The sequence below is a fragment of the Sandarakinorhabdus limnophila DSM 17366 genome, assembly GCF_945882885.1.
GTDB lineage: Bacteria > Pseudomonadota > Alphaproteobacteria > Sphingomonadales > Sphingomonadaceae > Sandarakinorhabdus > Sandarakinorhabdus limnophila_A.
Genome location: NZ_CAMCWT010000057.1, coordinates 1 through 13,430 on the forward strand (window position 1 = coordinate 1; position 13,430 = coordinate 13,430).

11 protein-coding genes and 1 pseudogene are annotated in these 13,430 nt (G+C 65.5%); 7 read left to right on the forward strand and 5 right to left on the reverse strand.

The genetic code is table 11. The features are described 5' to 3' along the window. The coding region (locus Q7O19_RS11260; protein ID WP_303810615.1) for a pitrilysin family protein at nt 1–1,449 on the forward strand (1,449 nt) is incomplete at its 5' end. A gap of 150 nt (nt 1,450–1,599) precedes the next feature. Here Q7O19_RS11260 and Q7O19_RS11265 read toward each other — a convergent pair. The 5 genes from Q7O19_RS11265 to Q7O19_RS11285 form a co-directional block, all read right to left on the reverse strand. Then, complete coding sequence (locus Q7O19_RS11265) at nt 1,600–2,253, reverse strand: DsbA family oxidoreductase (protein WP_303810616.1); 654 nt, start codon at nt 2,251–2,253, stop codon at nt 1,600–1,602. Nucleotides 2,254–2,263: 10 nt separating this feature from the next. Continuing rightward, nucleotides 2,264–3,151: a c-type cytochrome gene (locus Q7O19_RS11270; protein WP_303810617.1), complete on the reverse strand. Its 888-nt coding sequence runs from the start codon at nt 3,149–3,151 to the stop codon at nt 2,264–2,266. 38 nt (nt 3,152–3,189) lie between these two features. Beyond that, nucleotides 3,190–4,029 carry a GNAT family N-acetyltransferase gene (locus Q7O19_RS11275; protein WP_303810618.1) on the reverse strand — a complete coding sequence of 280 codons (840 nt, stop codon included), beginning with the start codon at nt 4,027–4,029 and terminating at the stop codon, nt 3,190–3,192. 84 nt (nt 4,030–4,113) lie between these two features. After that, the gene (locus tag Q7O19_RS11280) at nt 4,114–5,424 is read right to left on the reverse strand and encodes an MFS transporter (protein ID WP_303810619.1); all 1,311 of its coding nucleotides are present in this window, start codon (nt 5,422–5,424) and stop codon (nt 4,114–4,116) included. A gap of 51 nt (nt 5,425–5,475) precedes the next feature. Continuing rightward, entirely contained in the window at nt 5,476–5,796 is a 321-nt protein-coding gene (locus Q7O19_RS11285; RefSeq protein ID WP_303810620.1) for a DUF167 domain-containing protein, read from the reverse strand. 126 nt (nt 5,797–5,922) lie between these two features. On the opposite strand from Q7O19_RS11285, the pseudogene Q7O19_RS11290 reads away from it, so the two are divergent. From Q7O19_RS11290 to Q7O19_RS11315, 6 genes and pseudogenes are all read left to right on the forward strand, one after another. Then, a pseudogene (locus Q7O19_RS11290) lies at nt 5,923–7,691 on the forward strand (DUF885 family protein). A 63-nt stretch (nt 7,692–7,754) separates the two neighbouring features. Further along, the gene (locus tag Q7O19_RS11295) at nt 7,755–9,326 is read left to right on the forward strand and encodes an amidohydrolase (RefSeq protein ID WP_303810621.1); all 1,572 of its coding nucleotides are present in this window, start codon (nt 7,755–7,757) and stop codon (nt 9,324–9,326) included. Between the two features lie 37 nt (nt 9,327–9,363). Next, nucleotides 9,364–10,521 carry an aromatic ring-hydroxylating dioxygenase subunit alpha gene (locus Q7O19_RS11300; protein WP_303810622.1) on the forward strand — a complete coding sequence of 386 codons (1,158 nt, stop codon included), beginning with the start codon at nt 9,364–9,366 and terminating at the stop codon, nt 10,519–10,521. 109 nt (nt 10,522–10,630) lie between these two features. Beyond that, entirely contained in the window at nt 10,631–11,818 is a 1,188-nt protein-coding gene (locus Q7O19_RS11305; RefSeq protein WP_303810623.1) for a toxic anion resistance protein, read from the forward strand. 1 nt (nt 11,819) lies between these two features. Beyond that, nucleotides 11,820–12,527 carry a hypothetical protein gene (locus Q7O19_RS11310; RefSeq protein WP_303810624.1) on the forward strand — a complete coding sequence of 236 codons (708 nt, stop codon included), beginning with the start codon at nt 11,820–11,822 and terminating at the stop codon, nt 12,525–12,527. Between the two features lie 74 nt (nt 12,528–12,601). Further along, the coding region (locus tag Q7O19_RS11315) for a peroxidase family protein (RefSeq protein WP_303810625.1) at nt 12,602–13,430 on the forward strand (829 nt) is incomplete at its 3' end.

Sequence of the window (13,430 nt, forward strand, 5' to 3'; positions counted from 1 at the left end):
ACCGTACTGCCCGGCGAACGGCCGGCCGCCGAAGAGGTGCCGCCGCCGCCCAAGGTGGCCGCCAGCTCCCCGCCCGCCATCGGCCCGGCCCGCATGGCCGAACCCGCCGTGGGCCAACCGCCGCTGCTGCAATGGCCGGCGATCGAGCGCTTCACCCTGGCAAATGGCCTGAAGGTGGAACTGGCGCGGCGCACCACGGTGCCGCTGGTGCGCATGCTGCTCAGCGTGGAAGGCGGCCGAGCGGCCGATGAGCGCGGGTCGCTCGGCATCCAGTCGATGGCGTTGAACCTGATGGACGAAGGCGCCGCCGGCCGCAGCGGCACCGACATTGCCGAACTGCGCGAACGGCTGGGCGCCGGCATCGGTGCCTCGCCGGGCATGGACCGCACGCGGATCTCCCTTGATGCGCTGAAATCCAACCTCGGCGCATCGCTCGCGCTGTATGCCGATATCGTGCAGCGGCCGGATTATCCGCCGGCCGAGATCGAGCGGGTGCGCGGCCAGATGCTCACCGCCCTGCAGCAGGAGGCCAGCAATCCGATTGGCAACGCCCAGCGCATCCTTTCGCCTGCGCTCTATGGCCCCGATCACCCCTATGGCGCGCCGCCGAGCGGGCTGGGGACGGCCGACAGCCTGAAGGCCATCACACGCGATGCGCTGGTGGCCTGGCACAAGCGCTGGATCCGCCCCGATCGCGGCACGCTGTTCGTGGTGGGGGACATCACGGCCGCCGAACTGAAGCCGCAGCTGGACACCGCCTTCGGCAACTGGCGCGCCGATGCCGCCACCCCGGCCGGCACGATCACCGCCGCCGCCGCGCCGCCGCCGCAAGCGGCCCGCATCATCCTGGTGGACCGGCCCAACAGCCCGCAAAGCCTGATACTGGCAGGCGCGATGCTGCCTATCACCGGCATGCAGGATCTGATCGCCGAACGCGCCGCCATTGATGTGCTGGGCGGGCTTTCCACCAGCCGCATCACCACCGATATCCGCGAGGAAAAGAACTGGGCCTATGGTGCCTATGCTGGCCTGACCGACGGCAAGGGGCAGCTGACCAGCCTCGTCTATGCTCCGGTCCAGACTGACCGTACCGCCGACAGCATGAAGGCGATTCAAGCCGATATCGCCGCCATCAAGGCGGGCAAACCGATCACCGCCGAAGAACGCAATCGCAGCATTGCCAACTCCGTGCTGGCGCTGCCCGGCGAATTCGAACGCGGCACCGCCTTCCTCTCCGCCATGGAACGCAACCAGATCCTCGGCCGGCCGGACGATTATTACGTCACCTCCGCCCGCCGCCTGGGCGCGCTGACCACGGCCGATCTGAACCGCGCGGTGCAGCTGTTCGATACGGACAAGCTGTTGTGGATCGTGGTGGGCGATCGCGCCAAGGTGGAGCCGCAGCTCAAGGCGCTGGGGCTGCCGGTTGAGGTGCGCAGCGCGCCGTAAGGAGTAAGTGGGCCTCCGGCGGGCAGGGACTTAGTCCCTGCACCCGTTTGATTTGGCTTCGCCTCCATTTCCCGACGGGCGTCATGCTGAATTCGGGCTGCACTGGTTCGAACGCGTGCAGGGTCTGCGGCCCTGCACGCCGGAGGCCCTTTAGACTTCGCCAGCCACAATTCGCCGGATCACCTTTACGAAGGTCGCCGGTGGCTGGCCGCCCATGATGGCGTATTTGCCGTTGAAGATGATGGCCGGCACGGCGGTGATGTCCTGCTCGTCGCGCCACCAGGCTTCGGCGGCGCGAACGTCGTCGGCGTAGCGGTCGCTTTCCAGCACGTCGCGGGCGGCGTTGGCATCGAGGCCGGCGGAGACAGCGGCGTGGATCAGGGTTTCGGCGTCGTTGAGCGGTTCAGCGCGGGTGAAATGGGCTTCGAACAGGGCAATTTTCAGGGCGTGGGCCTTCCCGGCCCTTTCGGCCCAGTGCAGCAGGCGGTGGCAATCGAAGGTGTTCCAGATCATCGAATCCGGCCCGCCCTTGAAGGTGAAGCCGAGGTTTTCGCCCATCGTCTTGATCGTGCTGCGTGCGGCGGCGCCTTCTTCCGGCGGGCGGCCATATTTGCGCTGGATATGCTCGGCGCTGTTTTCGCCTTCGGGCAACATGTGCGGGTTGAGTTCGAACGGGTGGAAGTGCCAGTCCGCCGTCACGTCGTCGCCCAGTTCGGCCAGCGCCTGTTCCAGGCTTTTGAGGCCGATGACGCACCAGGGGCAGACGATATCGGAGACGAAATCGATGCGAAGCGGGGTGGACATGGACGGCTCCTCAGAATTCATGGTCCGGCGGCACGTGGTGCGGCGGGGTGATGGCAGGGTCGCCCAGTGTCTGGCCGGCGACTTTGGTGGCGTAGCGGCTCCATGGTCGGTTGTGATGTTCAGCGCGGGTGGCGGGCAGGTTTCCGGCAAAGCGCGGGTCCTGCGGGCGGGTCTGGCCGTCGATATACCAGGCGACATCCCAGGCCTGCTGGATGGAGAGCGTGCCGGCATTGCCCACCGGCATGTTGGCGCGAATGAAGGCGGCGGCCTTGTCCACCTGCGCCATGCCGGCGCCCCAGTTGTAGCTGGCCGGCCCCCACAGCGGCGGGTTGATGATGGTGTCGCCATCCTTGAGGCCCTGCCCGTCTTCGCCATGGCAGGCGGCGCAGACTTCGGAAAAAACGGCCTTTCCGCGCGCATCATTGGGCGGCAACGCGGGCGCCGCGATGGCGGGGAAGCCGCGGCCCGGTGGCGAGACGCCGATGCGCTGGCCTTGCGCCAGCCAGCCGGCATAGGCGCTCACCGCCAGCAGCACCTCCCCGCCCAGAGGCGGCGGTGTGCCGTTGATCGAATAGATGAAACAATCCTGCACGCGCTTTTCAAAGCTGTTCATGCGTTTGTTCTTCTCGCGCCAAACCGGGAAATTGCCAAACGCGGCCCACAAGGGCGCAGCGCCGGCGGTGCGACCGGCATCGAGGTGGCAATTGGCGCACCTCAGGTCATTGCCGGCATATTGGGGTGCGGCAGCGCGCGTATCAGTGATGATGTCCAGCCCGCGCCTGATGGCATCGCCATCGGGGCCGGCGGGGATGGCGGCTTCGGGCGGCGGGGTGGCCGGGTCAGCCGCCGCGATGCCGGCGAGGGCCGCCACAGCCAGAAGGGGAAAGCGCCAGCGCATGCGCCATGGCTAGCGCAGGCGAGGCCGCTGCGAAACTCTCAATCGTTGGCGGCGCCAAAGCGTTCGGCATAGCGGCTGGTAATGCGATCAACCGGCATCACCACGAACACATCCACCGTGTTGAACTGACGATCGACGAAGCCGCCATCACCCACCATGGCGCCAACGCGCAGATAGCCCTTCAGCAGCGGCGGCAGCGCGCGGGAAGCGGCGCGGCCGTCGATGGCGGCGGCGTCGAGCCGGTTCATCTCCACCCGGTGCGGCGGCAGCGCGCTGGCCCGCAGCGACGGCGGCGCGAGATGGTTGTGATACAGCCACGACAGTTCGGCCAGGTGAAGCGTTTCATCGGCGCCGTGCAGCGAAGCGCAGCCAAACAGATGGCCGATGCCGTGCTGGGCCAGATAAGTGGCAATGCCGCGCCACAGCAGCGAAATGGTGGCGCTGGTCCGCCATTCCGGCGCGACGCAGCTGCGGCCCAGTTCGAGCAGTTGCCGACCCGGCGCCGATTGGGCGATCAGGGCGGACAGGTCGAACTCGCCCGCCGAATAGAAGCCGCCGTTGGCCATTGCCACGTCCTGCCGCAGCAGCCGATAGGTGCCGACAACGCGCGGGCGCAGCGCATTGGCATGATCGATCACCAGCAGATGATCGCACACCATGTCATAGGCATCGATGTCGCGGTGGGCGCGGGCCATCGCCGGCGTCGGCAGCGCGCCCATTTCATCATAGAAAATGGCGTAGCGAAGCGCCTGGGCGGCGATGATTTCGGCTTCGCTGGCGGCAAGCCGCACTTCCAGCAGGCCAGCCCGGTGGATCGGCGCGGCGTGGGCGAGCAGGGCGGCGGGCAGTTCGGTGGCACGCGCGAGGGCAAGGGTCATCATCGGCTCCACTGGTTCGGTGGACGATAGCGCAGCTGCATGACAATGGTGTGGCTGCGCGATGACAGGCGCGTTGCGGCTGAGTTACGCGCCTGTTGCAGTCTCAACCGTGTCATCGGCCACCACCAGCCCGGCGCGCCATAGCCACAGGAAGATCAGCACGCCGGGAAGCGCCAGCACCGTGGTGAGCCAGTAGAAATCGACATAGCCCAGGCTTTCGATCAGCGCTCCGGCCGTGCCCGATGAAAAGGCGCGGCCCAGGATGGCGGCGGCGGAGGACAACAGCGCGAACTGCGTGGCCGTAAAGCGGCGGTCACACAGCAGCGCCAGCCAGGCCCCCACGGTGACGCCGCCGATGCCGCTGGCGAGATTTTCAAAGCCCTGCACCAGCGCCAGCGCCCACACATCGTGGCCGCTAATGGCGAGCCCGGCATAAGCGGCGTTGGATACGCCCATCAGGATAAGCGACAGGAACACCGATCCTGCCAGCCCGACACGCTTGTAGATCAGGCCGCCCAGAAATACGCCGGCCAGATAGCCGAACAGGCCCAGCGACACATCATAGAAGGCGACTTCTTCCTTGGTGAAGCCCAGATCATTGTAGAACAGCCGCACCGATAGCTGGCAGACGGTATCGCCGATCTTGTGGACCAGCACGAAGGCCAGCACGATCCAGGCACCTTTGCGGGTGAGAAAATCTGCCAGCGGCGCGATGATGCTGTCCGTGATGGCCGCGCTCAGCCCCTTGCCCGATTGCAGCGCCGGCGGGCGTTGCGGTTCGCCCAGCACGGCAGCGGCGATCAACGACGGCGCAAACAGCAACACCGCCGACGCATAGGCCAGCGCCCAGCTGCCGCCCGCCGCCAGCAGCAGCGCCCCGGCGCCCGCCAGATAACTGCCCATGCGCCAGCCATATTGGGTCATGCCAGAGCCTGCCCCCATTTGGTCCACCCGCAGCCATTCGATGCGGATGGCGTCAATCACGATATCCAGCGTTGCGCCAGCAAAGCCCACGGCAACAGCAGCGGCGGCAAACAGCGCCAGATCGGCGGTGGGATCGAGCAGCCCGAGCCAGGTGATGGCGGCACTGGCCATGATGATCGAGACGACCAGCCAGGCCCGGCGCTGGCCGATGAGATTGGCCAGCACGGGGATGCGCACCCGATCGATCAGCGGCGCCCACAGCGGCTTGAAGCTGTAGACCAGCAGCGCCAGCCCGAAGGCCGTCACCGATTTTTTTTCGATGCCGCTTTCCGCCAGCCGCGTGGTGAGCGTGGCGGCGATCATCGCATAGGGCGTGCCCGATGCCATGCCGAGCGCCAGCGCGCCCAGCGGGCCGGCTTCGAAATAGGGTTTGATGGCAGCGAGGAGCGAGCGGTTGGGCGTGGTGACCATGGGCCGGCACCATGGCGGCGGCGGCCGGCCTGTCAATGGGCAGACGGCCTTTCAGCGTGGCGGCAGCCGCACCCGCTTGTCGCGCCCGGTTTCGCCGCGCACAATGGAGAGCGCGGATTTCGGCACGCCCAGCGCCTTGGCCAGTAGCGCCAGCACGGCGGCATTCGCCTTGCCGGCCTCGGGCGTGGCCGTCACCCGCACCTGCACGATGCCATCAGCGACGGTGAGTGTATCGGCGCCGGCATTGGGGGTGACGCGCAGCATCAGGCAGTCTTGCGCGTCAGCCAGTGCGCGCAAGGCGTCGGCAGCGGGGAGGGCGGGCTTGTGGGCCATGGCGGCAGCAAGGCGCGCGCCGGGAAGGGCTGTCAACATTGGCGCTTCCCGCCGGCGTTGTGGGCCATAAGACACGGCGCAACCAAGAGTAGGGTCCCCCCGATGAAATTCACCACCCGTATCGCCGTGCTGCTCAGCGCCCTTGCCCTGCCCGTGTGGCCGGCCATGGCGCAAGCGCCGGTTGCTGCGGTTGCCCAAGCTGAAGACGCGAAGCTGACAGCGTTTCTGGATGCCGAGTTTACCGAATATGTGAAATCGCAGCCGCAATTGGCGACCCGGCTGGGCATCAAGGCCGGCGGGGACAAGTGGAACGACACCAGCGATGCCGCAGCCGATGCCCAGGTGGCGTGGCGGCAGGCCAGCGCGGCGCGGATGAAGGCGACGATCGACCGCGCCAAGCTGTCGGGCAAGGCCCAAGTGAATTTCGACATCTGGGCGCTGGAGGCCGAGCGCGCGGCGATGGGCAATGCCAATCGCGTCTACAGCCCGCCCTTTTATTCTCGGCTCTATTCGGCGCACAGCCAGTTGCCGGATTTCCTGATCAACACGCACACGGTTGCCGATGCGACGGATCTGAAAAACTATATCGCCCGGGTGCGTGGCATGCCGGCGGTGCTGGATATGGCCATCGCCCGCACAAAAGCCAGCGAAGCCGCCGGGGTGCGCGCGCCCAAGTTCCAGATCGAATCCATCATTTCCGGCGCCACCCAGCTGACCAGCGGCGCGCCCTTTGGCGCCAATGGAACTGGTGCTCCGGATGCGGCGCTGTGGGCCGATGTGAAGGCGAAGACCGAGAAATTGGTGGCGGCCGGCACCTTGCCGCGCGCCGAAGCCGATGCGCTGCTGGCTGAAGCCCGCACGGCCATTGCCGATCTGAAGCCCGCCTATGGCCGGGTGATCGATTGGGCCAAGGGCGCGCTGGCCACTGCGCCGTCGGGCAAGGTGGGTGCCGTCACCCTGCCGAACGGCGCGGCCTATTATGCCGCGGCGTTGAAGCTCAACACGACGACGGATCTGACCGCCGATCAGATCCACGCCATCGGCCGCAAGGAAGTGGCGCGGATCGAGGCGGAGCAGGACGCGCTGGCGCAGAAGGCCGGGGTGAAGGACCGTCACGCCTATTATGCGCAGCGCGCGCAGCAATTCCCGGCCAAGCCGTTCGATGATGCGTCGCGCGAAGCCTATCTGAAGGAAGCCAATCGCTTCGTCGGCCATGTTCGCGGCCTGCTCGGCCCGTATTTCGGCACTTTGCCGGCCTATGGCATCGAAGTGGTGCGCGAACCGTCGTTCAGCGAAGTGGCCGGCGGCGCCGCCTATGCCAGCGGCCCCAGCCCTGATGGCAAGCGCCCGGCGCGCACCTATGTGCACCTGGTTGGCACGCAGAAGGACCCGGCCTCGCTCTACACGCTGATGTGTCACGAGGCGGTGCCCGGTCACAACATGCAGGGCGATATCCAGGTGCGCCAGAAGGGCTGCCCGAAGTTCCGCGCTGTCACCGGCTATGTCGCCTTTGGTGAGGGTTGGGGCCTCTATGCTGAAGCCATCTGCGCCGAATGGAAGGCCTTCCCCGACATTGCCGCCGATTTCATGCGTTTGTTGCCGAACTGTTCCGCGCCGCCCGTCTGGTGACCGATACCGGCATCCACGCGCTCGGCTGGACCGAGGAAGAGGCAGTGAAGTATCTCAACGAAACCGGCCGCGCTCCGCCCGAAATGGCGCGTTCGGAAGTGCGCCGCTACATCACGCTGCCGGGCCAGGCCACCGGCTACAAGATCGGCATGCTGAAGATCATGGAAGAACGCCGCAAGGCCGAGAAGGCGCTGGGGCCGAAGTTCGATATCAAGAGCTTCCACGATCTGCTGATCGCATCGGGCTCGCAGCCGCTTTCGATCCTGGAACGCCGGGTGGACGATTGGATTGCGGCGCGGAAGTAACCGCCAGCTTTACGGCGGCGGGCGGGGCGGATAGCGTCACCCCCAATCAAATGGGGAAGTGACATGATCCGCAAACTGCTCGCCGCCAGCCTTTTGGCGTCTGCCGCACCAGCCTTTGCCGCTGCGCCGGCACCATTGAAGGACGCAGCGGCCGCCGCCGTTGACGCCCGCGCCGGCGAACTGGCGAACATGATCGATTCCGTGTTCAGCTTTGCCGAGCCGGGTTTTCAGGAAGTGCGGACCAGCGCCTATCTGACCGGCATTCTTGAGAAGAATGGCTTCAAGGTGACGCGCGGGGTGGCGGGCATCCCCACCGCGTTCACGGCCACTTGGGGCGAAGGCGGGCCAATGATTGCGCTGGGCAGCGATATCGATGGCCTGCTGGGGCTGAGCCAGACGCCGGGTGTGCCGGGCAACAAACCGCTGGTGGCCGGCGCGCCGGGGCATGGCGAAGGCCACAACAGCGGCATGCCGATGATGATCGTGGCGGCCATCGCGGCCAAGCAGGTGATGGAAAAGAACGGCATCAAGGGCCGCATCATGCTGTGGCCGGGCGTGGCCGAGGAACTGGTGGCAACCAAGGCCTATTATGTGCGCGCCGGCATGTTCAAGGATGTGGACGCCAACCTGTTCGCGCACGTGGGTGACGGGCTGGAAACCACCTGGGGCCCGCTGGCCTATACCGCTTCGCTGAGCGTTGAATACACGTTTGCCGGGCTCACCGCGCACGCCGCCGGCAATCCATGGGACGGCAAGAGCGCGCTGGATGCCGTGGAGTTGATGAACGACGGCTGGAACATGAAGCGCGAGCATCTGCCGCCCACCCAGCGCAGCCATTATGTGATCACCAGCGGCGGCAACCAGCCCAATATCGTGCCTGACAAGGCGAGCGTGTGGTATTATTTCCGCGACACGCAGCTGCCCGCGGTCAAAGCCATGTATGACGCCGGCAACCGCATTGCGGGTGGCGCGGCGATGATGACCGAAACCAGCGTCACGCGCCGCGTGCTGGGCCATGCCGCCACCAATTATGGCAACAAACTGATCGCCGAAGCCGCCTTTGCCAACATGAAAGCCGTGGGCCTGCCGCAATGGAGCGCGGCCGACCAGAATTTCGCCCGCGCCGTGCTGTCGGGCTTTGGCCGCAAGGACAAGCCGCTCGCCAGCGACGGCCCGAAACTGTGGTCGCCTGAAAATCCCAATAGCGATCGCAACGGCGGATCGGATGATATCGGCGACATCATGTGGACGGTCCCGACCATCACCATCGTCTATCCATCCAACGTGCCTGGCATTTCCTATCACAACATCATGGCGGCCACGGCGATGGCGACGCCGATTGCCCACAAGGGCGCCGTTGTTGGTGCCAAGGTGGCGGCAATGACATTGCTCGATCTGATGACGACACCGGAACTGGTGGCCGGCGCCAAGACCTGGCAGCAACAGGTGCAGTTCAAGACCGAGCGTTATGCGCCACTGCTCGGCCCCGAGGATCAGCCGGCCATCCATCTCAATGCCGATCTGATGGCGAAGATGCGCCCGCAGATGGAAAAATATTACTTCGATCCGAAGAAGTACAAGTCGTACCTGGAACAGCTCGGCATTGATTACGAAAAGGCCGGTTTGAAAAACTAGCTTCCGCTGCCGGCGGAACGGAGTCACCATCCGCGCCATGGATATCGCCTTCAAACCGCGCCACCCGACGCCAGGCCAGCGGGCGCTGGCGGCCGGCGTTCCGGCGGCGGCGGGCAAGCCGGCCAGCGGGGTGATGCGGGAAATCCCGGCTAGCGCCTATACCTGCCCCGAGCATTTCGCCCGCGAATGGAGCCATGTCTTCAAGCGGCTGCCGGTGGTGATCGCGCCGTCGGCCTTGCTGCCGCAGCCCAACATGGCGGTGCCGCATGATGGGTTCGGCCTGCCGCTGCTGATATCGCGCGACGGCAAGGGTGTGGCGCGGGTGTTCATGAATGTCTGCCGGCATCGCGGCACGCGGCTGGTGGAGGGCTGCGAGCTGGTGAAATCACCCGCGCTTGTCTGCCCCTATCACGCGTGGAGCTATGGCACTGATGGCAAGTTGAAAGGCCTGCCGCGGCCGGAGACGTTCGCGGGGCTGGACAAGAATACGCGCAATCTCGTCGAGATGCCGAGCCTGGAGGCCGGCGGGTTGATCTGGGTGGGCCTGGATCGCGATGCGCCGCCGGATTTCAGCCTGGCGGCGGGCCCGCTCGCCGCCGATTTCGATGCCATCGGTTTTGGCGATCAGCATCTTTATGCCCGGCGCACGCACAAGGTGGCGGCGAACTGGAAGCTGATCATGGATGCCTTTGCCGAAAGCTATCATGTGCTGCGCCTGCACGCGTCCACCATCGCGCCCTATTTCCAGGATGGCGTCACCACGGGTGATCGCATCGGGCCGCATTCGCGCTCCGCCGTCGCCCGGCTGGCGGCGCTGGAGGGCATGGACCTTGATGACATGCGCGATCTGCGGCGCACGATGACCTTCACCTACACGCTGACGCCCGGCACGGTGATCGTCGCCAGCCCGGATTACATCAACATCATGGTGGTGATGCCGCGTGGCGTGGACGAGACGTGGGTGGAGGATTTCATGCTGATCCCCGAACCGCCCAAGGACGAGAAGGCGGAGCGGCACTGGGCGAAAAGCTGGGCGTTGCTGGATGGCGCGGTGTTCGGGTCCGAAGATTTCCGGGCCGCGGCGCTGGGACAAGAGGGCCTGATGTCGGGCGCGGTCGATCACATCCTGATCGGCGGGCTGGAGCAGGGCATCGGCACCCATCATGATACGCTGGCGGGGCTGATGCCCGATTGAACGACGATTTCCCGGGACTCACCCCTTGCAAAAGCGTGTCGCAATCCTAACACAGTAGGCAGGCCGTCGCGGTGCTGATAAGCTGCGGCCACAAAAGGTGAGGACAGGCATGTCGGAAGAAGTCGCGATCAAGCTGGAACCCCCGGTGGCGGTGAGCGCCATTGCGCCTGCGAAAGCGGCCGGTCTGGTGCCGTTGAAGGATCAGGAAAAGGCCCAGCTGGAAGCCAAGGTGGAAAGCTTCATCGATGAGCTGATCGCCACCGATGCCGCCAGCCCGGAATTTGGCAAGAAGGTGGATGCGCTCGCCAATCTGGGCGCGACCGAAATTGCGCGGGCTGCCGCCCAGTCCAACCGCTTCCTCGATCGGCCGACGCGCGCGCTCAACAAGGAAGCCGGCATCGGCGCCGACTTGGTGCAACTGCGCATGATCGTCGAAGATCTTGATCCCGGCAAATCCGGGAAGCTGACCGGCCGCAAGAAGCTGTTTGGCCTCATCCCGGTGGGTGGCAACAAGCTGCGGTCGTACTTCGACAGCTACAAGAGCGCGCAGACCAACATCAACGCCATCCTGGGCGCGCTGAAGAGCGGCAAGGACGAGCTGCTGAAGGACAATATCAGCATCGAGGACGAGCGCGCCAAGCTGTGGGACGCGATGGGCAAGCTGGAACAGATGGTCCACATGTCCAAGGTGCTGGACGAGAAATTGGAAGAGCGCGCGACCGAACTTGATGTCGTTGATCCGGCCAAGGCCAAGGCCATCCGCGAGAATGCGCTGTTCTATGTGCGGCAGCGCACGCAGGATCTGCTGACCCAGCTGGCCGTGTCGGTACAGGGTTACTTGGCGCTGGATCTCGTCAAGAAGAACAATGTCGAGCTGATGAAGGGCGTGGATCGCGCCAGCACGACCACCGTTGCGGCGCTACGCACGGCTGTGACTGTGGCCGAAGCCATGACCAACCAGAAACTGGTGCTGGAGCAGATCACCCAGCTCAACACCACGACGGCGGGCATCATTGATTCGACCGGCGAACTGCTGAAATCCAACACAGCGACGATCCACGAACAGGCCGCCGCCTCCACCATTCCGGTGGAAACGCTGCAGCGCGCGTTCCAGAACGTCTATCAGACGATGGATGCCATCGACACGTTCAAGATGAAGTCGCTGGAAGCGATGAAGACCACGGTCGACACGCTGTCGGTGGAGGTCGAGAAGAGCCGCGCCTATGTGGCGCGCGCGCAGGGCCTGGCCGAAGCCCAGATCGCTGGCCCGCAGAACAATCTGACCGCGCTCACGTAAGATGGCGACAGGCGCACCGTTCGACGAAGCTGAAGCCCGCCGCCGCCGCCTGGCGCGGGCCGAAGCCATGCAGATGGCGCGCAGCCGGCGCTGGGAAAAGCGCAAGGCCAATATGGCCACAAGAGTCACGCGCGGCATGCTCGCCTTTGGTGCCATGCTGGCGGCACTGATCGTCTATGGCTGGACGGCGGGCGGCATGGGTATCGGGCTGTTCATCGTCTCGTTCCTGCTGCTGCCGATGGCGGGCATTGCCGGCATGCTGTTGCCCGTCGGCGGGCCGGATGTGGACGATATCGACAAGGCGCCGCCCGCAGAACTGCCGGCCATCACTGAGGCGTTCCTCGATCGCCAGCGCAAGCAATTGCCGCGCCTCGCCGCGCCGCAGCTGGACGGCATCGCCGTGCAGCTGGCGGCGCTGGAGAAGCAATTGGCACGCGTGCCCGCCGATCACCCGGTGGCGCAGGACATTGGCCGTCTGCTTGGCAATCATCTGCCCGAACTGGTGGACCGCTATACCCGCATCCCGCCGCTGCAGCGCACCGGGCTGGTGGAGCATGACGGCCGCACGCCGGAAGCCACGGTGGTTGATGGGCTGAAAACGGTGGAAGCCGAACTGGCCCGCGCCTCGGCCATGCTGGCTGAAAGCGACCGCGACGGCCTGCGCGTGCAGGGCAAGTTCCTGGAAGCGCGCTACAACGAAGGCCAATAGGGCGGCATGACAAGCGGGCGCTGACCTGCTAGCCTCATGGTCAGGGTCGCATCCTTCCGGGGGGAGCTACGGCCATGTCTTTATTGTCGATTATTACCAAGGCGCTGAATGCGCTGGATCTGGATGACGAGGTCAATCGCCTTGTCATCGACCGCACGGTGAATGTGTGCCGCAACCGGCCGCACCCATGGTCCACCAAGCATGATTATATCAGTTGGTCGGGCCTCACCGATCGCACCTACAACGCGCGCCTGCTGCCGGCCAAGCCGCCCACGGGCGAAGGCATCGGTACCAGCCGGCCGCCGTTGCAGGCCACCGCGGCGCTGTTTGCGCGGCTGCCCGGCACCAACCAGCGGCTGTGCCCGAAATCCACGGGTCTGTTCCCGGCCTTTGCGCAATATCTCACCGATGGCTTCATCCGCACGATGTTGCACAATGATGATGACAAGGAAGACCGGCGCCGCACGACATCGAACCACGAGATCGATCTTTCGCCGCTCTACGGTCGCACCGAAGCGCAGACGCGGGCGCTGCGGGCCGGCACCGGTGGCCGGCTGAAGAGCCAGGTGATCAACGGGGAGGAATATTCGCCCTTCCTGTTTGGCGCCGATGGCAATGTGAAGCCGGAATTTGCCATTCTCGATCTGCCGCTGGGCCTGAAGAACGTCACGCCGGCCGGCAAGGCGACGCTGTTTGCAGTGGGCGGGGACCGGGTCAACGCTGTGCCGCAGACGGCGATGATGAACACGCTGTTCCTGCTCAACAACAGCCTGCTGATCGGCAGCGGGCTGGCGCAGAGCTTCGTCAACACCTCGGCCAACCGGACCGCCACGCTGGGCCTGGAAAATGCCGCCAGCTTCATGATGTTTGCCGAAACGGGCGCCATCAACCAAGCGCGCATCA